This window comes from Pseudomonas rhizophila, from assembly GCF_003033885.1.
Lineage (GTDB): Bacteria > Pseudomonadota > Gammaproteobacteria > Pseudomonadales > Pseudomonadaceae > Aquipseudomonas > Aquipseudomonas rhizophila.
Window position 1 is genome coordinate 2,743,954 of record NZ_CP024081.1, and the last position, 21,334, is coordinate 2,765,287.

At 60.4% G+C, this 21,334-nt stretch carries 22 protein-coding genes; all 22 read left to right on the forward strand.

Annotated features, from left to right (window positions below):
- Nucleotides 1–2: 2 nt before the first annotated feature.
- The 22 genes from fliH (at nucleotide 3) to CRX69_RS13025 (ending at nucleotide 21,332) form a co-directional block, all read left to right on the forward strand.
- Nucleotides 3–848, forward strand: coding sequence for a flagellar assembly protein FliH (gene fliH / locus CRX69_RS12920; RefSeq protein ID WP_047226248.1), 846 nt, complete (start codon nucleotides 3–5; stop codon nucleotides 846–848).
- The gene (gene fliI / locus CRX69_RS12925; protein WP_047226249.1) at nucleotides 838–2,196 is read left to right on the forward strand and encodes a flagellar protein export ATPase FliI; all 1,359 of its coding nucleotides are present in this window, start codon (nucleotides 838–840) and stop codon (nucleotides 2,194–2,196) included. Before fliH ends, fliI begins: the two co-directional genes overlap by 11 nt.
- Before the next feature lie 6 nt (nucleotides 2,197–2,202).
- Nucleotides 2,203–2,652: a flagellar export protein FliJ gene (fliJ, locus tag CRX69_RS12930; RefSeq protein WP_047226250.1), complete on the forward strand. Its 450-nt coding sequence runs from the start codon at nucleotides 2,203–2,205 to the stop codon at nucleotides 2,650–2,652.
- A gap of 102 nt (nucleotides 2,653–2,754) precedes the next feature.
- Nucleotides 2,755–3,150: an STAS domain-containing protein gene (locus CRX69_RS12935; protein WP_331717220.1), complete on the forward strand. Its 396-nt coding sequence runs from the start codon at nucleotides 2,755–2,757 to the stop codon at nucleotides 3,148–3,150.
- A gap of 9 nt (nucleotides 3,151–3,159) precedes the next feature.
- Nucleotides 3,160–4,866: an ATP-binding SpoIIE family protein phosphatase gene (locus tag CRX69_RS12940; RefSeq protein ID WP_047226251.1), complete on the forward strand. Its 1,707-nt coding sequence runs from the start codon at nucleotides 3,160–3,162 to the stop codon at nucleotides 4,864–4,866.
- 31 nt (nucleotides 4,867–4,897) lie between these two features.
- The gene (locus CRX69_RS12945; protein ID WP_107322132.1) at nucleotides 4,898–5,242 is read left to right on the forward strand and encodes an Hpt domain-containing protein; all 345 of its coding nucleotides are present in this window, start codon (nucleotides 4,898–4,900) and stop codon (nucleotides 5,240–5,242) included.
- Nucleotides 5,243–5,330: 88 nt separating this feature from the next.
- Entirely contained in the window at nucleotides 5,331–6,701 is a 1,371-nt protein-coding gene (locus CRX69_RS12950) for a flagellar hook-length control protein FliK (RefSeq protein ID WP_107322133.1), read from the forward strand.
- Between the two features lie 234 nt (nucleotides 6,702–6,935).
- Nucleotides 6,936–7,439, forward strand: coding sequence for a flagellar basal body-associated protein FliL (gene fliL / locus CRX69_RS12955; RefSeq protein WP_047226254.1), 504 nt, complete (start codon nucleotides 6,936–6,938; stop codon nucleotides 7,437–7,439).
- 9 nt (nucleotides 7,440–7,448) lie between these two features.
- The gene (gene fliM, locus CRX69_RS12960; RefSeq protein WP_003184019.1) at nucleotides 7,449–8,417 is read left to right on the forward strand and encodes a flagellar motor switch protein FliM; all 969 of its coding nucleotides are present in this window, start codon (nucleotides 7,449–7,451) and stop codon (nucleotides 8,415–8,417) included.
- Between the two features lie 54 nt (nucleotides 8,418–8,471).
- Entirely contained in the window at nucleotides 8,472–8,930 is a 459-nt protein-coding gene (gene fliN, locus CRX69_RS12965; protein ID WP_047226255.1) for a flagellar motor switch protein FliN, read from the forward strand.
- Nucleotides 8,931–9,368: a flagellar biosynthetic protein FliO gene (gene fliO / locus CRX69_RS12970; protein ID WP_047226256.1), complete on the forward strand. Its 438-nt coding sequence runs from the start codon at nucleotides 8,931–8,933 to the stop codon at nucleotides 9,366–9,368.
- Nucleotides 9,368–10,117: a flagellar type III secretion system pore protein FliP gene (gene fliP, locus CRX69_RS12975; protein ID WP_047226257.1), complete on the forward strand. Its 750-nt coding sequence runs from the start codon at nucleotides 9,368–9,370 to the stop codon at nucleotides 10,115–10,117. Before fliO ends, fliP begins: the two co-directional genes overlap by 1 nt.
- Before the next feature lie 24 nt (nucleotides 10,118–10,141).
- Nucleotides 10,142–10,411 (forward strand): flagellar biosynthesis protein FliQ, encoded by a 270-nt coding sequence (gene fliQ, locus CRX69_RS12980; protein WP_047226258.1) that lies wholly within the window; start codon nucleotides 10,142–10,144, stop codon nucleotides 10,409–10,411.
- 4 nt (nucleotides 10,412–10,415) lie between these two features.
- Nucleotides 10,416–11,198 carry a flagellar biosynthetic protein FliR gene (gene fliR / locus CRX69_RS12985; RefSeq protein WP_107322134.1) on the forward strand — a complete coding sequence of 261 codons (783 nt, stop codon included), beginning with the start codon at nucleotides 10,416–10,418 and terminating at the stop codon, nucleotides 11,196–11,198.
- Nucleotides 11,199–11,201: 3 nt separating this feature from the next.
- On the forward strand, nucleotides 11,202–12,338 hold the full coding sequence (gene flhB / locus CRX69_RS12990; protein ID WP_047226260.1) for a flagellar biosynthesis protein FlhB: 1,137 nt from the start codon (nucleotides 11,202–11,204) through the stop codon (nucleotides 12,336–12,338).
- Nucleotides 12,339–12,519: 181 nt separating this feature from the next.
- On the forward strand, nucleotides 12,520–14,649 hold the full coding sequence (flhA, locus tag CRX69_RS12995) for a flagellar biosynthesis protein FlhA (protein WP_047226414.1): 2,130 nt from the start codon (nucleotides 12,520–12,522) through the stop codon (nucleotides 14,647–14,649).
- Between the two features lie 11 nt (nucleotides 14,650–14,660).
- The gene (gene flhF / locus CRX69_RS13000; protein WP_107322135.1) at nucleotides 14,661–16,010 is read left to right on the forward strand and encodes a flagellar biosynthesis GTPase FlhF; all 1,350 of its coding nucleotides are present in this window, start codon (nucleotides 14,661–14,663) and stop codon (nucleotides 16,008–16,010) included.
- A gap of 117 nt (nucleotides 16,011–16,127) precedes the next feature.
- A complete protein-coding gene (fleN, locus tag CRX69_RS13005) occupies nucleotides 16,128–16,958 on the forward strand; it encodes a flagellar synthesis regulator FleN (protein ID WP_003184001.1) in 831 nt (276 codons plus the stop codon).
- Nucleotides 16,955–17,698: an RNA polymerase sigma factor FliA gene (gene fliA, locus CRX69_RS13010; protein WP_003184000.1), complete on the forward strand. Its 744-nt coding sequence runs from the start codon at nucleotides 16,955–16,957 to the stop codon at nucleotides 17,696–17,698. The genes fleN and fliA overlap by 4 nt, the downstream gene beginning before the upstream one ends.
- 166 nt (nucleotides 17,699–17,864) lie before the next feature.
- The gene (locus CRX69_RS13015) at nucleotides 17,865–18,236 is read left to right on the forward strand and encodes a chemotaxis response regulator CheY (protein ID WP_003183998.1); all 372 of its coding nucleotides are present in this window, start codon (nucleotides 17,865–17,867) and stop codon (nucleotides 18,234–18,236) included.
- An 18-nt stretch (nucleotides 18,237–18,254) separates the two neighbouring features.
- Nucleotides 18,255–19,040 carry a protein phosphatase CheZ gene (locus CRX69_RS13020; protein WP_047226262.1) on the forward strand — a complete coding sequence of 262 codons (786 nt, stop codon included), beginning with the start codon at nucleotides 18,255–18,257 and terminating at the stop codon, nucleotides 19,038–19,040.
- Nucleotides 19,041–19,067: 27 nt separating this feature from the next.
- Entirely contained in the window at nucleotides 19,068–21,332 is a 2,265-nt protein-coding gene (locus CRX69_RS13025) for a chemotaxis protein CheA (protein ID WP_107322136.1), read from the forward strand.
- Nucleotides 21,333–21,334 lie beyond the last annotated feature (2 nt).

The window sequence follows — 21,334 nt, forward strand, 5'->3', positions numbered from 1 at the left end:
TTATGTCTGCCAAGAGTGATGGTTCACCCAGCGACCTGATCCGCGCTCGGGACGTCGGTGGTTTTGACGTCTGGTCGCTGCCCAGCTTCGATCCCCACGTGCCCGAGCCTGAGCCTGAGCCCGAGGAAGAACTGCCGGAAATGGAGGAGGTGCCGCTGGAAGAAGTCCAGCCACTGACCCTCGAAGAAGTCGAAAGCATTCGTCAGGAGGCCTACAACGAAGGCTTCGCCATTGGTGAAAAAGAAGGTTTCCATAGCACCACGCTCAAGGTTCGCCAGGAAGCCGACGTAGCGCTGACAGCCAAGCTCCGCGCGCTGGAATCGCTGATGCTCAACCTGTTCGAGCCCATCGCCGAGCAGGACACTCAGATCGAGAAGTCCCTGGTCGGGCTGGTGCAGCACATCACTCGACAAGTGATCCAGCGGGAACTGGCCATTGATTCGAGCCAGATCGAACACGTCATGCGCGAAGCCCTCAAGCTTTTGCCGTTGGGCGTGGGCAATGTGCGGCTGTACATCAATCCTCAGGATTTCGAACTGGTCAAGGCGCTGCGTGAGCGTCATGAAGAAACCTGGCGCATCGTCGAGGACGAATCCCTGCTGCCGGGCGGTTGCCGTGTGGAAACCGAGCACAGCCGCATTGATGCGACCATCGAAACCCGCATCAGCCAGATCATGGCCAAGCTCTTCGACCAGTTGCACGAACAGGCACTGCACCCGGCTGCTGCCGACCTGAGCCTGGAATTGCCGGACGAGCCCCAGGTTGACACCCCTATTGATCCAGACGCCGCAGAGTCGGATGCTCTTGAACTCAGTACCCCTGAACTGGACGGCCGCGATGCGCCTTGAGCGAACCAGCTTCGGCAAGCGCCTGGGCAGCTACGCCGAGGCCACCGAGCTGGCCGGGCAGCCGATCCTGGAAGGGCGCTTGCTGCGCATGGTTGGCCTGACCCTCGAAGCCGAGGGCCTGCGTGCCGCCATGGGCAGTCGCTGCATGGTGATCAACGACGACAGTTATCACCCGGTCCAGGTCGAAGCCGAAGTCATGGGCTTCTCCGGCAGCAAGGTCTTTCTGATGCCGGTGGGCAGCGTAGCCGGCATCGCACCTGGCGCGCGGGTTGTGCCTTTGGCTGACACCGGTCGGCTGCCCATGGGCATGAGCATGCTCGGACGGGTGCTGGACGGCGCCGGGCGTGCCCTGGACGGCAAGGGCGGCATGAAGGCCGAGGATTGGGTGCCGATGGACGGCCCGACGATCAACCCCCTCAAGCGCGACCCCATCAGCGTGCCGCTGGACGTGGGCATTCGTTGCATCAACGGTTTGTTGACGGTCGGGCGCGGTCAGCGTCTGGGCCTGTTTGCCGGTACGGGGGTGGGCAAGAGTGTGCTGCTGGGCATGATGACCCGATTCACCGAGGCGGACATTATCGTGGTCGGGCTGATCGGCGAGCGGGGCCGCGAGGTGAAGGAGTTCATCGAGCACATCCTCGGCGAAGAGGGCCTCAAGCGATCAGTGGTCGTGGCTTCGCCAGCCGATGATGCACCGTTGATGCGCCTGCGGGCCGCCATGTACTGCACGCGAATCGCCGAGTATTTCCGCGACAAGGGTAAGAATGTCCTGCTGCTGATGGACTCGTTGACCCGTTTCGCCCAGGCCCAGCGGGAAATCGCCCTGGCCATCGGCGAACCGCCGGCCACCAAGGGCTATCCACCCTCGGTATTCGCCAAGTTGCCCAAGCTGGTTGAGCGCGCCGGTAATGCGGAAAAGGGCGGCGGTTCGATCACGGCGTTCTATACCGTGCTGTCCGAAGGCGACGATCAGCAGGATCCCATTGCCGACTCGGCCCGTGGCGTGCTCGACGGTCACATCGTGTTGTCCCGGCGTCTGGCCGAAGAAGGGCACTATCCGGCCATCGACATCGAGGCGTCCATTAGTCGGGTCATGCCGTCGGTCATCAGCGCCGAGCACCTCAAGCGTGCCCAACAGTTCAAGCAATACTGGTCGCGCTATCAGCAAAGCCGCGATCTGATCAGCGTCGGTGCCTACGTGCCCGGCGGTGATCGTGAGACCGATACCGCCATCAATCTCTATCCGGCAATGGCGGTCTATCTGCGCCAGAGCCTGAACGACAACATCGGCATGGGCGCCAGCGAGGCGCACCTGCAGAGCATCTTCACTCCGGTCGCCGGCGGATAACCGGCCATGGCCACGAGTCGTGCGGCGCGTCTGGCGCCCGTGGTGGAGATGGCGGAAAAAGCCGAAAAAACCGCCGTCCAGCGTCTGGCATATTTCCAGGGGCAGGTGGCCGTCGCCGAAAGCAAACTGGCGGACCTGGAAAACTTCCGTCTCGAATACCAGGAGCAGTGGATCGCCCGTGGCAGCCATGGGGTTTCCGGCCAATGGTTGCTGGGTTACCAGGGCTTTCTTGCGCAATTGGGCACCGCCATTGACCAGCAGCGCCAGAGTCTGGTCTGGCACCAGAACAACCTGGAAAAGGCTCGCCAGAGTTGGCAGGAGGCTTTCGCCCGGGTCGAAGGGCTGCGCAAACTCGTACAGCGTTATATCGACGAAGCGCGGCGATTGGAGGACAGGCGCGAGCAAAAACTGCTGGATGAATTGTCCCAGCGTCTGCCGCGTCAGGATCCGTATTGATCATCGGGCCGGGATTTTGAGAGGGAAGTGTTCCAAACCTTGCTCAGACTTCTACCAGGTGCTAAACCTTGTACACGTATGTCCATGACAAGGAAGCCGAACATGTCAGTCGTTACCGAAGTATCCCCCGATGGGCAAAAGCTGACGATCTCGATCAAGGGTCGTTTCGATTTTGGGCGGCATCAGGAGTTTCGCGAGTCTTACGAGCGGCTCAACAAAAAGCCCGAATCCATTGTGGTGGACTTGAAAGAAGCCACTTATCTCGACAGTTCCGCCTTGGGCATGCTCCTGTTGCTACGCGATCATGCCGGCGGCGAAGATTCGGATATCCGGATCGTGAACAGCAACAGTGACGTCAAGAAAATCCTCGCGATCTCCAACTTCGACAAGCTGTTCGATATCTATCCGAAAGAAGAAGCCGGGAAAGACAGCTCGGGAGAAAAAGACAAGCCACAGGCAGGCCATCTCCAGGACAAACTTCATCCCGGAAAAGCTTGACCGGCAGCCATGTTGTCCGACCTCGAACCGCTGACGGTCCTGATTGCCGAAGACAGTGCCGCTGACCGACTGCTGCTGTCGACTATTGTCCGTCGTCAGGGCCATCACGTGCTCACTGCGGCTGACGGTGCCGAAGCGGTGGACATCTATATCCAGCAGCGTCCGCACCTGGTGCTGATGGATGCGATGATGCCGGTGATGGATGGTTTCGAGGCGGCGCAAAAGATCAAGCAACTGGCCGGGGAGCAGTTGGTTCCGATCATCTTTCTCACCTCGTTGACCGAAAGCGAAGCCTTGGCCCGATGTCTGGAAGCCGGGGGGGACGATTTTCTGGCCAAGCCGTATAACCAGGTCATCCTGGCCGCCAAGATCAAGGCCATGGACCGCTTGCGTCGGTTGCAGGCCACTGTCGTGGAACAGCGTGACCAGATATCCCGGCACCATGACTACCTGCTCAACGAGCAGCGCGTGGCCAAGGCCGTGTTCGACAAGATCGCCCATTCCGGCTGTCTGAGCGCACCGAACATCCGTTACCTGCAATCCCCTTACGCCCTGTTCAACGGCGATCTGCTGCTGGCCGCATTCAACCCGGCGGGCGATATGCACATCCTGCTGGGGGATTTCACCGGACACGGTTTGCCGGCCGCTGTCGGCGCGATGCCGCTGGCGGAGGTGTTCTACGGCATGACCGCCAAAGGTTATGGCCTGGCGCAGATCCTGCGGGAGATGAATGCCAAGCTCAAGCGCATCCTGCCGGTGGACATGTTCTGTTGCGCGACCCTGTTATGCCTGAGTTTCCAGCGCTGCACGGTGGAAGTCTGGAACGGCGGCATGCCCGATGGTTACCTGCATGACAGCCTCAGCGGTGTGCGCACGCCATTGCCGGCGCGGCACCTGCCGCTGGGCGTGCTCACTCCCCAGTTGTTCGATGACCGCACTGAAGTACACCCCATGTCGCTGGGTGACCGGGTATTCCTGCTGTCCGATGGCGTGATCGACACCGCTGACGACAATGAGCAGCTGTTTGGCGTGGAGCGTTTGCAACAGGTCTTTTCGGCCAATCGTGAGCCCGACTGTCTTTTCGAAGACATCCAGCAAGCCTTGCGGGACTTTCGCGGCGAGCCGCGGGACGACTTCAGCATGGTCGAGGTGCGCTTGGTCGCGCCGACGCAACTCAACCCGCCACCGCCGGTCTATTCCGATAGCGGCCAGTCCAGTCCCCTGGACTGGTCGATGAGTTTCGAGTTTCGCGCGCAGACGCTCAGGCGGTTCAACCCGATGCCGTACCTGTTGCAGCTGTTGCTTGAGGTTCATGGGCTCAGGGCTCAGAGTGGCGCTCTTTACAGCGTGCTGTCGGAGCTCTACTCCAATGCGCTGGACCATGGCGTATTGGGGCTCGATTCGAGTCTCAAGCGCGACGCGTCGGGTTTCGCCCGTTACTACAGCGAGCGCAACCAGCGCCTGGATGAATTGAACAGCGGTCACGTCCGGGTTCATGTGCACGTCACGCCTCACGGTGACGGTGGTCGTCTGGTCATTGAAGTCGAAGACAGTGGCCAGGGCTTCGATGTCGCCCGGGTGTTGGCACGACCTGCGGACAGTAACCGGTTGTCGGGGCGCGGCGTGAGCCTGGTGCGTCAGTTGAGCCATCAGGCCTGCTGGTCCGACGATGGTCGTAGTGCGCGCGTGGAGTTTTTCTGGGAGGCTCTGGCATAATCGGCGCCATTCTTGATCAGGGAGCGAACAAGTGAGTGAGATTCATCTGGACCGCGACGTACTGAGTACGTTGAAGGAAGTCATGGAGGACGGGTATCTGGAGTTGCTGGATACCTTTCTTAACGATTCCGAAGCACGCCTGCGTGTGCTGCATGAGGTGCGGGATGCGGAAAAGCTCAGTGCCACGGCCCACAGTTTCAAGGGCAGCAGCAGCAACATGGGTGCCATCCGCCTGGCAGAACTGTGTGGCGAACTGGAGCAACGTGCCAAACAGCCGTCGTTGAGCGGGATTGAAAAGCTGGTCAGCGAAATCGACAGTGAATTCGCCCATGTCCGCAAGCTTTGCAGGGAAGAGCGTGAAGGGTTCCACTGCTGAGATTCGAGCATTGCCAATAGGTTGGCCCGTCCCTTGCATTGTCCTCTCTCGACTGTACCTATGATTCCAGTGCAGCGGAGACCTTTTTATGCCCGTAACGCCCAATACACTGCTTCAGGCCACCCCGCAGGCCAAGCCTCAGGCCGCCGTCAATTCACCGGCAGCGGCCCCTGAGTTCGGGAATAAAGCCTCCAGCTTCGCCCAGGTCTTCGCCCGCCAGGCCCCCGCGAAGTCGTCGACCGCCCCCGAGCCATCGGTTAAACAGGTGCGCGACCAGGCTTCTGATAACACCGTCAAAAAAGACGATGGCAACGAAACGGCTGCCGCCTCCGAGACGACGGTTGCCGATAGCGGCAAATCCTTGCCCGCCGACAAGCCGTCAACGGCCGATGACAAGGTGGCCAGTGATGACGGTGCCGACACGACTGAAACCCCAGTGGCGGAAGTTGCTTCTGGCGATCCGGCTGTGGACCCCGCGCTGCTGCCGGATATGATCGCAACGGTTGTCGCAACCGAGGCAGAACCCGCCCCCGTGGTGGCCACGACGATGCCTCAAGTCGCGGCTGCGGTGGCGGCGCCGGTTGCTCCATTGGCCGCAGCGGCCCAGGCTTCGGTGGCGGTCGATCCTGAGTTCGATCCGGCGGCCGATCCGCTCGATGCATTGCCTGCCTTGCGTCTGGCGATGGAGCAGAGCGGCCATGTTTCCGCTGCCAGCCAGGCGCAGTCCAAGACACCTGCCCCTGCATCGCTTGACGGTGAGCCGACATCGGTCCAAACCTTTGCCGCCGGCATGGCAAGCATGCTCACCGTCCAGGCTGACCAGAACAGTACTGGCCCCGGCAGCCAAGGCGGTGAAAAGGCATTTGGCGGCTTGATCAATGAGGGCCTCAAGGATCTGACCGCCGCCTCCAGCGATACTCGCGTGGATGACTTCGCCAACCGTCTGGCAGCGCTAACCCAGGCCGCCACGCCAAAAACCGCCAATGCGATACCGGTCAACCAGCCTATCGCCATGAATCAGAGCGGCTGGACCGAAGAAGTGGTCAACCGGGTGATGTACCTGTCGAGTGTCAACCTCAAGGCGGCCGATATCCAGTTGCAGCCGGCCGAACTCGGTCGTCTGGATATTCGGGTGAACATGGTTCCGGATCAGCAGACCCAGGTGACGTTCATGAGCGCTCATTCCGGCGTTCGCGAAGCGCTCGAAGGTCAGATGCATCGCCTGCGCGACAGTTTTGCCCAGCAGGGCATGGGCCAGGTCGACGTCAGCGTGTCCGACCAATCCCGTGGCTCCCAAGGGCAGGAACAGCAAGCGCAGCAACAGGCCCAGGCTGGGCGCACAACATCGTCCGGCGGTCGGGTGGATTCGGTAGAGGAAGACCTGCCAGCCAGCATTGCTGAAGTAGCAGCCACTGCCACCAGCGTGATCGGCACCAGCGCGGTCGATTTCTACGCCTGACCCCAAGATGTCCCCCCCTGTGGGAGCGAGCCTGCTCGCGATAGAGGTGAATCAGTCCCAAAATGGGTGACTGACACTCCGCTATCGCGAGCAGGCTCGCTCCCACATTGGTTTTATGGCGTTCTGCAGATTGCATCCCAATCGTGATCCTTGTGCCCCGACACTTCTGGCATAACACTTGCTCCTGCCTTGCCGTGCAACAGTGAAAACCCCGATTAGTGACGGATTATTGGCATGGCGAAGAGCGAAGCAGCAGCTGTAAAGGACCCGGCAACCAAGGGCAAAATCAAGCTGATCATCTTGATCGTGGTGGGCTTGCTCCTGGCCATTGGGGTCTCTGTGGGGGCGACCTGGTATTTCATGCACAACGCTCAAAGCAAGCCGGCCGTGGCGGTCGAGGCCGCGCCGGTGGGCAAGCAGCCGGCGATTTTCGAGCCGATGGCGCCCGCTTTCGTGGCCAACTACACCCAGAACGGCCGCCAACGCTACATGCAGGTCAGTATCACCCTGTTGGGCCGCAACCAGGCTGATCTGGAAGCGCTGCGGGTGCACATGCCACTGATCCGCAATAACCTGGTGATGCTCTTTTCCGGACAGAATTTCGACACCCTGGCCACGCCCGTCGGCCAGGAAATGCTGCGTCAGAAAGCCACGGCCAGCGTGCAGGAAGTGGCTCAGAAAGAGCTCGGCAAAGTGGTGATCGAACAGTTGCTCTTCACTAACTTCGTATTGCAGTAGGAACCCGACATGGCCGTGCAGGACCTGTTGTCCCAGGATGAAATCGACGCGCTGTTGCATGGTGTCGACGATGGCCTGGTGCAGACCGAAAACGCTGCTGAGCCGGGCAGCGTCAAAAGCTACGACCTGACCAGCCAGGATCGCATCGTTCGCGGACGGATGCCGACCCTGGAAATGATCAACGAGCGTTTCGCCCGATACACCCGCATCAGTATGTTCAACATGCTGCGCCGTTCGGCCGATGTAGCCGTCGGTGGCGTGCAGGTGATGAAGTTCGGTGAATACGTGCACTCGCTATATGTACCCACCAGCCTCAACCTGGTGAAGATCAAGCCGTTGCGCGGCACAGCGCTGTTCATCCTTGACGCCAAACTGGTGTTCAAGCTGGTGGACAACTTCTTCGGCGGTGACGGTCGTCACGCCAAGATCGAAGGGCGTGAATTCACCCCGACCGAGCTGCGGGTAGTGCGCATGGTGCTGGAGCAGGCCTTTGTCGATCTGAAGGAGGCCTGGCAGGCGATCATGGAAGTGAACTTCGAGTACATCAACTCGGAAGTGAACCCGGCCATGGCCAACATCGTCGGCCCGAGCGAAGCCATTGTGGTTTCGACCTTCCACATCGAGCTCGATGGCGGTGGTGGCGATCTGCACGTGACCATGCCGTACTCGATGATCGAGCCGGTACGGGAAATGCTCGACGCCGGCTTCCAGTCGGATCTCGACGATCAGGACGAGCGCTGGATCAATGCTTTGCGTCAGGATGTGCTGGATGTCGACGTGCCGATCGGCGCGACGGTTGCCCGGCGTCAGCTGCGCCTGCGGGACATCCTGCATATGCAGCCGGGGGACATTATTCCTGTCGAGATGCCTGAAGACATGATCATGCGCGCCAACGGTGTACCGGCCTTCAAGGTCAAGATGGGCTCTCACAAAGGCAACCTGGCGTTGCAGGTGATCGAGCCGATCGAACGCCGCTGAGCGGTGTCGAATCCTTACGTTTTTAACTGAATTTTTGCCCGCCGAGGACAAATGATGGCTGACGATATGAACACCCAGGATGACCAGGCGCTGGCCGACGAGTGGGCTGCGGCCCTGGAAGAAACCGGCGACGCCGGGCAGGCCGACATTGACGCTTTGCTGGCGGCCGACACTGGCGCTCACGCCTCCAACCGCCTGCCGATGGAAGAGTTTGGCAGCGTGCCCAGAAGCAACGAACAGGTGACGCTGGACGGGCCGAACCTGGACGTGATTCTCGACATCCCGGTGTCGATTTCCATGGAAGTGGGCAGCACCGACATCAACATCCGCAATCTGCTGCAGCTTAACCAGGGCTCGGTGATCGAGCTGGATCGCCTGGCTGGCGAGCCGTTGGATGTACTGGTCAACGGCACGCTGATCGCCCATGGCGAGGTAGTGGTGGTCAACGAGAAGTTCGGCATTCGCCTGACGGACGTGATCAGCCCGAGCGAACGCATCAAGAAGTTGCGCTGAGTGAAAGGTTTTTTCGCCGCAGCCTTGATGCTGCCATTCAGCGTGCTGGCGGCCGAACCGGTAGCCACCGTAGCGGCTGCGCCGGCGGCGGGTAGCGGGATCGCCGGGCAACTGGCGCAATTGGTGCTCGGTCTGCTGCTGGTGCTGGGGTTGATCTTCTTCCTGGCCTGGTTGCTGCGGCGTGTGCAGCAGGCGGGGCCAGCCGGCAAGGGGCAGGTCATCGACATCGTCGGTTCCCGCGCGCTTGGCCCGCGGGACCGGCTGGTGCTGGTTCAGGTTGGCAACGAGCAGATTCTGCTGGGGCTGAGCCCGGGTACCATTACTGCATTGCATGTTCTCAAGGAGCCGGTGCAGGTGCCTGCCACCGACCAGGCCACCCCCGAGTTTGCCCAGCGTCTCATGGAACTGTTGGGTAAAGATCAGAAGGATAAAAAGTAATGCCATTGCGCATTCTGTTGGCGGTGGTCCTGATGCTGGCCGCGCCGTTGGTGCTTGCCGCCGATCCGCTGTCGATCCCGGCAATTACCTTGGGCACCAACGCCGAAGGAGCTCAGGAGTATTCGGTCAGCCTGCAGATCCTGCTGATCATGACCGCGCTGAGTTTCATCCCGGCGTTCGTCATGCTGATGACCAGTTTCACTCGGATCATTATCGTCTTTTCGATCCTGCGCCAGGCCCTGGGCTTGCAGCAGACGCCGTCGAATCAGATTCTTACCGGCATGGCGCTGTTCTTGACGATGTTCATCATGGCACCGGTCTTCGACCGGGTGAACCAGGATGCGCTGCAGCCCTATCTGGCGGAAACCATCACCGCCCAAGACGCGGTGGCCAAGGCTGAAGTGCCGATCAAGGATTTCATGCTGGCCCAGACCCGCACCAGCGACCTGGAACTGTTCATGCGCCTGTCCAAGCGCACTGACATTGCCAGCCCGGATCAAGCGCCGCTGACCATCCTGGTGCCGGCGTTCGTGACGTCCGAGCTCAAGACCGCGTTCCAGATTGGTTTTATGATTTTCATCCCGTTCCTGATCATCGACCTGGTGGTCGCCAGTGTGCTCATGGCCATGGGTATGATGATGCTGTCGCCATTGATCATTTCCCTGCCGTTCAAGATCATGCTGTTCGTGCTCGTGGACGGCTGGGCCCTGATCATCGGCACCCTGGCGGGCAGTTTCGGCGGTGTTTAGGCCATTTGTGCGGGTAGCAAGAATATGACGCCTGAAGTAGCGGTAGACCTGTTCCGCGAAGCGCTCTGGCTGACGACCATGATGGTCGCCGTGCTGGTGATACCCAGCCTGCTGGTGGGCTTGCTGGTGGCGATGTTCCAGGCCGCGACCCAGATCAACGAACAGACCCTCAGCTTCCTGCCGCGCCTGCTGGTGATGCTGGTGACGTTGATCGTCGCCGGTCCCTGGCTGGTGCAAACTTTCATGGAATACATCCTGCAGCTTTACGGCAGTATTCCGCAGTTGATCGGCTGACCTGATGTCGATGCTCGAACTGACGGATACCCAGATCAGTACCTGGGTGGCGTCATTTATCCTGCCGTTGTTTCGTGTCACCGCGGTGCTGATGAGCATGCCGGTGTTTGGCACTACCCTTGTGCCAACCCGCGTACGGCTGTATTTCGCTCTGGCGATTACGGTGGTCATCGCACCAGGGTTGCCACCTATGCCGCCGGTCAACGCTCTGGACCTCAGTGCATTGATGCTGGTGGCCGAGCAGATTCTGATTGGCGTCTTGATGGGCTTTTCGCTGCAGCTGTTTTTCCAGGCGTTTGTGGTGGCCGGGCAAATCATTTCGATCCAGATGGGCATGGCGTTCGCCTCCATGGTCGACCCCACCAACGGTGTGAACAGCGCAGTGATCGGGCAGTTCCTGACGATGCTGGTGACCCTGCTGTTTCTGGCCATGAACGGGCACCTGGTGGTGTTTGAGGTGTTGACCGAGAGCTTCACCACATTGCCGGTGGGCAGCGCGATGCTGGTCAATCATTTCTGGGACATCGCCGGCAAGCTTGGCTGGGTTTTAGGAGCGGCGATGGTGTTGGTATTGCCCGCGATTACCGCGTTGCTGGTGGTCAATATTGCCTTTGGCGTGATGACCCGGGCGGCGCCGCAGTTGAACATTTTCTCCATCGGTTTTCCGTTGACCCTGGTGCTGGGCCTGGTGATTTTCTGGATCAGCCTGGGGGATATTCTCAATCAGTACCAGCCGCTGGCGACCCAGGCCCTGCAGCTGTTACGCGACATGGCACAGGCGCGCTGAACCATGGCCGAAAGCGAGAGTGGGCAGGACAAGACAGAAGACCCCACGGAGAAGCGCAAGAAGGAGTCTCGGGACAAGGGCGAGATTGCGCGCTCCAAGGAGCTCAATACCCTGGCGGTGATGTTGGCCGGGGCGGGCGGTCTGTTGATTTATGGCGGCGGGCTGGCCCTGGATCTGCTGGAAATCATGCGCCTGAATTTTTCCTTGCCCCGCGAGGTACTGCTCAGTCCCGGTGCCATGGGGCAATACCTGCTGCACTCCGGCAAGATCGCGATCCTGGCCGTGCAACCGGTCCTGATCTTTCTGCTGTTGGCGGCCATTATTGGCCCGATTTCCCTGGGGGGCTGGCTGTTTGCCGGTAAGAGCCTGGCGCCCAAGTTCAGTCGGATGAACCCGGCCAACGGCCTCAAGCGAATGTTTTCCAGCACGGCGCTGATGGAGTTGCTCAAGGCGCTTGGGAAGTTTTTCCTGATCCTGTTTGTCGCGCTGACGGTACTGCAGGCCGATATCGACGACTTGCTGCGCATCGCCCATGAGCCCTTGGAGCAGGCGATTATCCACAGCGTGCAGCTGGTGGGCTGGAGTACCTTGTGGATGGCTTGCGGCTTGATTCTGATCGCCGCCATCGACGTGCCGATCCAGCTGTATCAGAGCAAGCAGAAGCTGATGATGACCAAGCAGGAGATCCGCGACGAGCATAAGGACCAGGAGGGCAAGCCGGAGGTCAAGCAACGGATTCGCCAGTTGCAGCGTGAAGTGTCCCAGCGCCGGATGATGGCGGCGATCCCGGACGCCGACGTGGTCATCACCAACCCGACTCACTACGCCGTGGCACTCAAGTACGACCCCGATAAAGGCAATGCTCCGGTGTTGCTGGCCAAGGGCAGTGATTTCCTGGCGCTGAAAATCCGCGAGATTGCCGTAGCCAACGAAGTGATGCTGCTCGAGTCCCCCGCGTTGGCGCGATCGATTTACTACTCCACCGAACTCGACCAGGAAATCCCCGGAGGCCTGTACCTGGCCGTGGCCCAGGTGTTGGCCTACGTCTATCAGATCCGTCAACACCGCGCCGGCAAGGGCAAGCGCCCCGAGCCTCTCAAGGATTTGCCGATTCCACCGGATTTGCGCCGCGACTCCTGATTCGGGCCTGCGCTGATTGCGCTCGGATGCAGAACCAGTGGGAGCGAGCCTCGATTGCATTCAGCGCCTTGGCTAGCGCCTCTATTTCAGCCTCTGACAAAAGTTGGAAGGCTTCTTGCAATACCCCGTCTGCGCCCGTTTCGGGCGTCAAAAGTTTGCTTCACAGGAACGGGGATTATTGGTGGATCGCTCTCAGTTATTCAACACCGCGCGCAACAACGTAGCCGACCTCAGCCGGGGTAATCTGGGCGTGCCGTTGTTGCTGCTGGTCATGCTCGCCATGATGATGCTGCCGGTGCCACCGTTTCTGCTGGACGTGTTCTTCACGTTCAACATCGCTTTGTCCATCGTTGTACTGCTGGTGTGTGTGTACGCATTGCGGCCACTGGATTTCGCGGTGTTCCCGACCATTCTGCTGGTGGCGACGCTGATGCGCCTGGCGCTCAACGTGGCGTCCACCCGGGTGGTGATGATCCACGGGCATGAAGGCCACGCCGCTGCCGGTAAGGTGATCCAGGCCTTCGGTGAAGTGGTGATCGGCGGAAACTACGTGGTGGGTATCGTCGTCTTCGCCATTTTGATGATCATCAACTTTGTCGTGGTGACCAAGGGTGCCGGACGGATTTCCGAGGTGAGTGCGCGTTTCACCCTCGATGCAATGCCCGGCAAGCAAATGGCAATCGACGCCGACCTCAACGCTGGCCTGATCGATCAGGGCCAGGCCAAGGCCCGTCGTCTGGAAGTGGCCCAGGAAGCCGAGTTCTATGGCTCCATGGACGGTGCCAGCAAATTCGTGCGCGGCGATGCCATCGCCGGCCTGCTGATCCTTTTCATCAACCTGATCGGCGGTATGGCTGTCGGTATCTTCCAGCACGGCATGACATTCGGCGATGCCGGCAAGGTTTACGCGCTGTTAACCATTGGTGACGGTTTGGTGGCGCAATTGCCATCACTGTTGTTATCTACAGCTGCCGCGATCATGGTGACCCGTGCGTCCGGCTCCGAAGACATGGGTAAGCAGATCGGCCGGCAGATGTTTGCATCGCCCAAGGCGTTGGCCGTTGCAGCCGGACTGATGGCCGTGATGGGCCTGGTCCCCGGGATGCCCCATTTCTCGTTTCTGAGCATGGCCGCATTGGCGGCGGGTGGCGCCTACCTGTTCTGGAAGAAACAGAACGTACAAAAGGTTCAGGCCCTGCAGGAGGTCAAGCGTCAGCAGGAACTGTTGCCGTCGCCGGCTCGTGCCATGGAAACCAAGGAGCTGGGCTGGGACGACGTGACGCCGATCGACATGATCGGCCTGGAAGTCGGTTACCGTCTGATCCCCTTGGTGGACCGCAATCAGGGTGGTCAATTGCTCGCGCGGATCAAGGGTGTGCGCAAGAAGCTGTCCCAGGACCTGGGCTTTCTGATGCCCACCGTACATATTCGTGACAACCTCGATCTGGCGCCAAGTGCCTATCGCTTGACGCTGATGGGGGTGATCCTGGCCGAAGCCGAGATTTACCCGGACCGTGAACTGGCGATCAACCCGGGACAGGTCTACGGTTCGCTCAACGGCATTACCGCCAAGGATCCGGCTTTTGGCCTGGAAGCGGTATGGATCGAAATCAGCCAGCGGGCCCAGGCCCAGTCCCTTGGCTATACCGTGGTGGACGCCAGTACCGTGGTCGCGACCCACTTGAACCAGATTCTGTACAAGCACTCCAGCGAGCTGATCGGTCACGAAGAAGTCCAGCAATTGCTGCAAGTGCTGGCCAAAGGCTCGCCGAAGCTGGCCGAAGAGCTGGTGCCTGGCGTGGTTTCGTTGTCGCAATTGCTCAAGGTGTTGCAAGCGCTGTTGGCCGAGCAGGTGCCGGTGCGCGACATTCGCAGCATTGCCGAGGCTATCGCCAACAACGCTTCCAAGAGTCAAGATACCGCCGCTCTGGTGGCTGCGGTGCGGGTTGGCGTATCCCGCGCAATCGTCCAAAGCATTGTAGGCACTGAGTCGGAGCTGCCTGTGATCACGTTGGAGCCAAGGTTGGAACAGATATTGCTCAATAGTCTGCAGAAGGCAGGACAAGGCTCGGAAGAGGGCGTTCTGCTGGAGCCAAGCATGGCCGAGAAGCTGCAGCGTTCGCTGATCGATGCAGCCCAGCGGCAGGAGATGCAAGGCCAACCGGTGATCCTGCTGGTGGCCGGTCCGATTCGCGCGATGCTTTCGCGATTCGGGCGCCTCGCGGTCCCGGGGCTGCATGTGCTGGCGTACCAGGAAATACCGGACAACAAGCAAGTGACCATCGTTGCGACAGTAGGGCCCAACGGCTGAGGTAGTGGTTTATGCAAGTGAAGCGTTTTTTCGCCGCCGATATGCGTCAGGCCATGAAGCTGGTTCGTGACGAGCTGGGCGCTGAAGCCGCCATCATCGGCAACCGTCGGATCGCCGGCGGTGTCGAGCTGACGGCGGCTCTGGATTACAAATTGTCGGCGCTGGCCCCGCGGGTTCCCAACGTGGAGCTCGAGGATGAGCTGCGCAAGACCCAGTCGCGCATCGCCAGTGCCCAGGCCGAATTGAGCTTGCGCAGCAGTGACGGCGAAGCCAGCGCGGGCACCAATCGTCAATTGTTCGCCGGCCAGCCTCTGACCGCCGGATTGCCGTTGACCGCGGCCGAGCCACTGGTCGAGCAGGCCAAGGCCGAGCCGCGTCGTCCGGCGCCGGTTCAGGCTGCCTCAGGCGGTGGCGTCGACCCGCGCGCCCTGGACTCGATGCGCTTCGAACTCAACAGCCTGCGTGAACTGATGGAAGTTCAGCTCGGCTCCCTGGCCTGGAACCAGTTGCAAGGCAACCGTCCGGCCCAGGCAAACCTGTGGCGTCGCCTGCAACGTATCGGCCTGTCCGGTCCGTTGTCCCGCGACCTGCTGGCGCTGATCAACGATATCGAAGAACCTCGTCAGGCCTGGCGCATGTTGCTGGCGCACCTGGCGCGGATGATCGCCACACCGGAAGTCGAGCCTCTCGAAGAAGGTGGCGTCATTGCCATGGTCGGCCCGGCCGGCATGGGCAAGACCACCACCCTGGCCAAGCTCGCGGCGCGTTATGTACTCAAGTACGGCGCCCAGAGCATCGCCCTGGTGAGCATGGACAGTTTCCGTATCGGTGCCCAGGAACAACTCAAGACCTTGGGCCGGATCCTCAATGTGTCGGTGACCCATGTGGATCCGGGCCAGTCCCTGGCCCAGGCGCTGGAACCGCTGCTGCGCAAGCGCGTCGTGCTGATCGATACCGCCGGCCTGCAAGCCAGCGATCCGGCCCTGCGCATGCAGCTTGAAAGCCTGGCCGGGCGTGGGATCCGGTCAAAAAATTATCTCGTGTTGGCAACCACCAGCCAAAAACAGGTTCTAACCGCCGCATACCACAGCTACAAACGCTGCGGGCTGGCCGGCTGCATCCTGACTAAGCTGGACGAAACGGCAAGCCTGGGCGAGGTGTTGAGCCTGGCGATCGGTCATGATTTACCGGTGGCCTACCTGACCGACGGGCCGCGGATCCCGGATGATTTGCATCTGCCGCGCCGTCATCAACTGGTCAGTCGTGCCGTGAGTGTGCAAATGCAGGAAGAACCCAGCGAAGAAGCCATGGCTGATATGTTCGCTGATATCTACCACAGCCCGACCAAGCAGGTCGGCTGAGGTAATCATGAATATTTTTTGTACCTACATCGATGGTCTGCCATGCATTGTTCCTTCATGCGAGCGCGCAGCCAGTAATGTGGCCTCCGTCTAAGTAAGACAAGGTAAAGAACGAACATGGGCAGCATGCATCCCGTACAGGTGATCGCGGTGACCGGCGGCAAAGGTGGCGTCGGCAAGACTAACGTGTCAGTGAACTTGTCCCTGGCTCTGGCAGAGCTTGGCCGACGAGTCATGCTGCTGGACGCCGACCTGGGCCTGGCGAACGTCGACGTGCTGCTGGGGCTCACGCCCAAGCGCACGCTGGCGGACGTGATAGAGGGCCGCTGCGAACTGCGCGACGTGCTGCTGCAAGGGCCGGGCGGGATTCGCATCGTGCCGGCTGCCTCGGGCACCCAGAGCATGGTTCACCTGACCCCGGCTCAACACGCCGGCCTGATCCAGGCCTTCAGCGACATCGGTGACAACCTCGATGTGCTGGTGATCGACACCGCTGCCGGTATCGGTGATTCGGTCGTCAGTTTCGTACGCGCTGCCCAGGAAGTCTTGCTGGTGGTCTGCGACGAACCGACGTCCATCACCGACGCCTATGCCCTGATCAAGTTATTGAACCGTGACTACGGCATGAACCGCTTCCGCGTCCTGGCCAACATGGCCCAGAGCCCGCAGGAAGGTCGCAACCTGTTCGCCAAGTTGACAAAGGTCACGGATCGTTTCCTGGACGTCGCCCTACAATACGTCGGCGCTGTGCCCTACGACGAAAGCGTACGCAAGGCCGTCCAGAAGCAACGTGCGGTTTATGAAGCCTTTCCCCGTTCCAAATGCGCACTGGCGTTCAAGGCTATTGCCCAGAAGGTTGATACCTGGCCACTGCCAGCCAACCCTCGCGGGCATCTGGAGTTTTTCGTCGAGCGTCTCGTGCAACAAACAGCAGGGCCCGTGTTATGACAGCCAGCGGTTACAACCATCTCTACAAGAAATCGGCACGGGACGCCCAGTACGAATTGATTGAGCGATACGCGCCTCTGGTCAAGCGTATCGCCTATCACTTGCTGGCGCGGTTGCCGGCCAGTGTCCAGGTTGAAGACCTGATCCAGGCGGGCATGATCGGCCTGCTCGAAGTGTCGAACAAATACGACGCGAGCAAGGGCGCCAGTTTCGAGACCTATGCCGGTATTCGCATTCGCGGGGCGATGCTCGATGAAGTCCGTAAGGGTGATTGGGCGCCGCGTTCGGTGCATCGCAATACCCGCATGGTCAGTGACGCCATTCGCGCCATTGAAGCTAAAACCGGGCGTGACGCTAAAGATCACGAGGTTGCGGCCGAACTCCAATTGAGTCTCGATGATTATTACGGGATTTTGAACGATACCTTGGGCAGTCGCCTGTTCAGTTTCGACGACCTGCTGCAGGACGGCGAACACGAAGGGCTGCACGAGGACGGCGCGAGTGCTCACATGGAGCCATCGCGTGACCTGGAAGATGAGCGTTTCCAGAGCGCGCTGGCGGATGCGATTGCCAATTTGCCGGAGCGTGAGCGACTGGTCTTGGCGCTGTACTACGACGAAGAGCTGAACCTCAAGGAAATCGGTGAGGTCCTGGGTGTCAGCGAATCGCGGGTCAGCCAGTTACACAGCCAGTGCGCGGCCCGTTTGCGGGGGCGTTTGGGGGAGTGGCGAGCGCGCTGACAGCAGTGTGGGGACACTGCGAACGAGGCTGGCCTGGCATGTGCTGAGCCAGTCTTTCTCTGTTGTCCTCCAGACCGTTGTCGAGTGTTGTGCCGGATTGATTGAAATGGCGCGTTCAGGTGCTGGGCGCGTTTAAGACTGCTTGGAGGTCGAATTGGACAAGAACATGAAAATCCTCATCGTTGATGACTTCTCAACGATGCGGCGGATCATAAAAAACCTGTTGCGTGACCTTGGGTTCACCAACACGGTCGAGGCCGACGATGGCACCACTGCCATTCCGGTTCTCAACAGCGGAAGCATCGACTTTCTGGTGACTGACTGGAACATGCCCGGCATGACCGGTATCGACTTGCTGCGCCATGTGCGCGCCGACGAAAAACTCAAGCACCTTCCGGTGCTGATGGTCACTGCCGAAGCCAAGCGCGAGCAGATCATCGAAGCGGCCCAGGCCGGTGTGAACGGCTACGTGGTCAAACCCTTCACGGCCCAGGCGTTGAAAGAGAAGATCGAAAAAATCTTCGAACGCATCGGTTAACGGCGCCACGGGGGAGCTATGGATAACGAATCTTCAATGGGTGATTTCGAATCGACCCTGAAAAAACATGCCCGCGAACTGGTCGACAGCCTTGAGAAAGGCCGCTTTGGCGATGCGGTTCAAATGATCCATGAGCTCAACCAGACCCGTGACCGCGGTCTGTATCAGGAAGTGGGCAAGCTCACGCGTGAACTGCACAGCGCGATTGTCAATTTTCAGATCGATCCGAACATGCCGCAGGCCGAGGAGGTCTCGCAGATCACCGACGCGACCGAGCGTCTGGGTTATGTGGTCAAGCTGACCGAGGCCGCGGCCAACCGCACCATGGACCTGGTGGAGAACGCAACGCCGCTGGTCAATGGCCTGAGCGATGAAGCCCAGGCCTTGAGCACCGACTGGGGTCGCTTCATGCGGCGCGAAGTCGGGGCTGAAGAGTTTCGCGAGCTGGCCCGTCGGGTCGACGGTTTCCTGACGCGCAGTAGCGCCGAGAACCGCGCCGTGGCGAGCAACCTCAACGACATTCTGCTGGCTCAGGACTATCAAGACCTGACCGGCCAGGTGATCAAGCGGGTGACCCAACTGGTCACCGAAGTGGAAAGCAACCTGCTCAAACTGGTGTTGATGGCCAGCCAGGTAGACCGCTTTGCAGGCATCGAACACGACCGTGAAGCGATGCTCGCTGAAAAAGATCCACAAAAACATCTCTCTCAGGGTGAAGGTCCGCAAATTCATGCCGATAAAAGAGAAGACGTTGTGTCCGGTCAGGACGATGTGGACGATTTGCTGTCCAGCCTTGGATTTTAGGTTTTAGACCTCTAGGAGCACCCATTAATGAGCTTCGGCGCCGATGAAGAGATCCTTCAGGATTTCCTGGTTGAGGCCGGCGAGATTCTAGAGCAACTGTCCGAACAGCTGGTCGAGCTGGAAAGCCGACCTGATGATGCGGATCTGCTCAATGCAATTTTTCGCGGTTTCCACACTGTAAAAGGAGGCGCCGGCTTCCTCCAGCTCAATGAGCTGGTGGAGTGCTGTCACATTGCCGAAAACGTGTTCGACATCCTGCGCAAGGGTGAGCGTCGCGTTGACTCGGAATTGATGGACGTGGTGCTCGAAGCGCTGGATGCGGTCAACAGCATGTTCAGTGAAGTGCGCGAGCGCTCGCCGATCACCGCTGCTACGCCTGAGCTGCTCGCCGCGCTGTCGCGCCTGGCCGAGCCGCAGTCGGCTGACGAAGCTGCACCGGTAGCCGCGCCAGTGGTTGAGGAACCGGTCGCCGAGGAATCAGGCGACATCACCGATAACGAATTCGAACAACTGCTGGACTCGCTGAACGCCGTCAAGGCTCAAGCCCAGGCTCCGGCAGCGCCTGCTGCCCCGGCTGCGCCGGCCGCCGATGCCGCCGCCAGCGATGAAATCACCGACGCCGAGTTCGAGTCGCTGCTCGATCAGCTTCACGGCAAGGGCCAGTTCGCCGTGGATGCCGTCGCCCCCCCGAGTGCCCCGGCCGCCCCGAAAGCGGCGGGCGACAACTCCGATATCACCGACGATGAGTTCGAGGCTTTGCTCGATCAGTTGCACGGCAAGGGTAACTTCGCCGTGGACGCACTGGATTCGGCTATCGCCTCCGCGCCGACCCCAGCCAAGCCTGCCGCCGCAGCAGCGGGCAGCGACCTGATCAGCGATCACGAATTCGAATCACTGCTCGACGAACTGCACGGCAAGGGCAAGTTCAGCGAAGTCGGCACCGCCTCAACAGCCACTGCGCCTGCCGCCACTGCCACAGCGGCTGCGCCAGCGGAGAAGGCCGCGGCCAAACCCGCCGCCAAGGCACCGGAACCGAAGGCTGAGACACCCAAGCCTGCTGCCGCTGCCCCGGCGCCAGCCCGCGCACCGGCGGCCGCGCCGGCGGAAAAGCCGGCCAGCGAAGCCGAGACCACTGTACGGGTCGACACCGCTCGCCTGGACGAGATCATGAACATGGTCGGCGAACTGGTGCTGGTGCGTAACCGCCTGGTGCGCCTGGGCCTCAACAGCCAGGACGAAGCCATGGCCAAGGCCGTGTCGAACCTGGACGTGGTCACGGCTGACTTGCAGACGGCGGTCATGAAGACCCGGATGCAGCCGATCAAGAAAGTCTTCGGGCGCTTCCCGCGCCTGGTTCGCGACCTGGCACGCCAGCTCAAGAAAGAAATCAACCTGGAACTAGTGGGCGAAGAGACCGACCTGGACAAGAACCTGGTCGAGGCTCTGGCCGATCCACTGGTCCACTTGGTGCGCAACGCGGTCGACCACGGTATCGAGTCGCCGCAAGAGCGCGAAGAGTCAGGCAAGCCCCGCAGCGGCAAGGTGGTATTGGCCGCCGAGCAGGAAGGCGACCACATCCTGCTGTCGATCTCCGACGACGGCAAAGGCATGGACCCGAACGTACTGCGCTCCATCGCGGTGAAGCGCGGTGTGATGGACAAGGATGCCGCCGACCGCCTGAGCGACACCGAGTGCTACAACCTGATCTTCGCCCCGGGGTTCTCGACCAAGACCGAGATTTCCGACGTGTCGGGCCGTGGCGTGGGCATGGACGTGGTGAAAACCAAGATTTCCCAGCTCAACGGTTCGATCAACATCTACTCGACCAAGGGCCAGGGCTCGAAAATCGTCATCAAGGTCCCGCTGACCCTGGCGATCATGCCGACCCTGATGGTGATGCTGGGCAACCAGGCATTCGCCTTCCCGCTGGTCAATGTCAACGAAATCTTCCACCTCGACCTGTCGCGCACCAACGTGGTGGACGGCCAGGAAGTGGTGATCGTGCGGGACAAGGCACTGCCGCTGTTCTACCTCAAGCGCTGGCTGGTCAGCTCCGCCGCTCATGTCGAGCAGGGTGAAGGCCATGTGGTGATCCTTTCGGTGGGCACCCAGCGGATCGGCTTCGTCGTCGATCAGTTGGTGGGCCAGGAAGAAGTGGTCATCAAGCCGCTAGGCAAGATGCTCCAGGGCACCCCGGGCATGTCCGGCGCCACCATCACCGGCGACGGTCGCATCGCGTTGATTCTCGATGTGCCAAGCATGCTCAAGCGTTACGCCGCACGGCGTATTTGATT

Bases quoted from the DNA above. Each gene is read 5' to 3' on its own strand.
- fliH (WP_047226248.1), top strand. From the start codon at position 3: ATGTCTGCCAAGAGTGATGGTTCACCCAGCGACCTGATCCGCGCTCGG.
- fliI (WP_047226249.1), top strand. From the start codon at position 838: ATGCGCCTTGAGCGAACCAGCTTCGGCAAGCGCCTGGGCAGCTACGCC.
- fliJ (WP_047226250.1), top strand. From the start codon at position 2,203: ATGGCCACGAGTCGTGCGGCGCGTCTGGCGCCCGTGGTGGAGATGGCG.
- CRX69_RS12935 (WP_331717220.1), top strand. From the start codon at position 2,755: ATGTCAGTCGTTACCGAAGTATCCCCCGATGGGCAAAAGCTGACGATC.
- CRX69_RS12940 (WP_047226251.1), top strand. From the start codon at position 3,160: ATGTTGTCCGACCTCGAACCGCTGACGGTCCTGATTGCCGAAGACAGT.
- CRX69_RS12950 (WP_107322133.1), top strand. From the start codon at position 5,331: ATGCCCGTAACGCCCAATACACTGCTTCAGGCCACCCCGCAGGCCAAG.
- fliL (WP_047226254.1), top strand. From the start codon at position 6,936: ATGGCGAAGAGCGAAGCAGCAGCTGTAAAGGACCCGGCAACCAAGGGC.
- fliM (WP_003184019.1), top strand. From the start codon at position 7,449: ATGGCCGTGCAGGACCTGTTGTCCCAGGATGAAATCGACGCGCTGTTG.
- fliN (WP_047226255.1), top strand. From the start codon at position 8,472: ATGGCTGACGATATGAACACCCAGGATGACCAGGCGCTGGCCGACGAG.
- fliP (WP_047226257.1), top strand. From the start codon at position 9,368: ATGCCATTGCGCATTCTGTTGGCGGTGGTCCTGATGCTGGCCGCGCCG.
- fliQ (WP_047226258.1), top strand. From the start codon at position 10,142: ATGACGCCTGAAGTAGCGGTAGACCTGTTCCGCGAAGCGCTCTGGCTG.
- fliR (WP_107322134.1), top strand. From the start codon at position 10,416: ATGTCGATGCTCGAACTGACGGATACCCAGATCAGTACCTGGGTGGCG.
- flhB (WP_047226260.1), top strand. From the start codon at position 11,202: ATGGCCGAAAGCGAGAGTGGGCAGGACAAGACAGAAGACCCCACGGAG.
- flhF (WP_107322135.1), top strand. From the start codon at position 14,661: ATGCAAGTGAAGCGTTTTTTCGCCGCCGATATGCGTCAGGCCATGAAG.
- fleN (WP_003184001.1), top strand. From the start codon at position 16,128: ATGGGCAGCATGCATCCCGTACAGGTGATCGCGGTGACCGGCGGCAAA.
- fliA (WP_003184000.1), top strand. From the start codon at position 16,955: ATGACAGCCAGCGGTTACAACCATCTCTACAAGAAATCGGCACGGGAC.
- CRX69_RS13015 (WP_003183998.1), top strand. From the start codon at position 17,865: ATGAAAATCCTCATCGTTGATGACTTCTCAACGATGCGGCGGATCATA.
- CRX69_RS13020 (WP_047226262.1), top strand. From the start codon at position 18,255: ATGGATAACGAATCTTCAATGGGTGATTTCGAATCGACCCTGAAAAAA.
- CRX69_RS13025 (WP_107322136.1), top strand. From the start codon at position 19,068: ATGAGCTTCGGCGCCGATGAAGAGATCCTTCAGGATTTCCTGGTTGAG.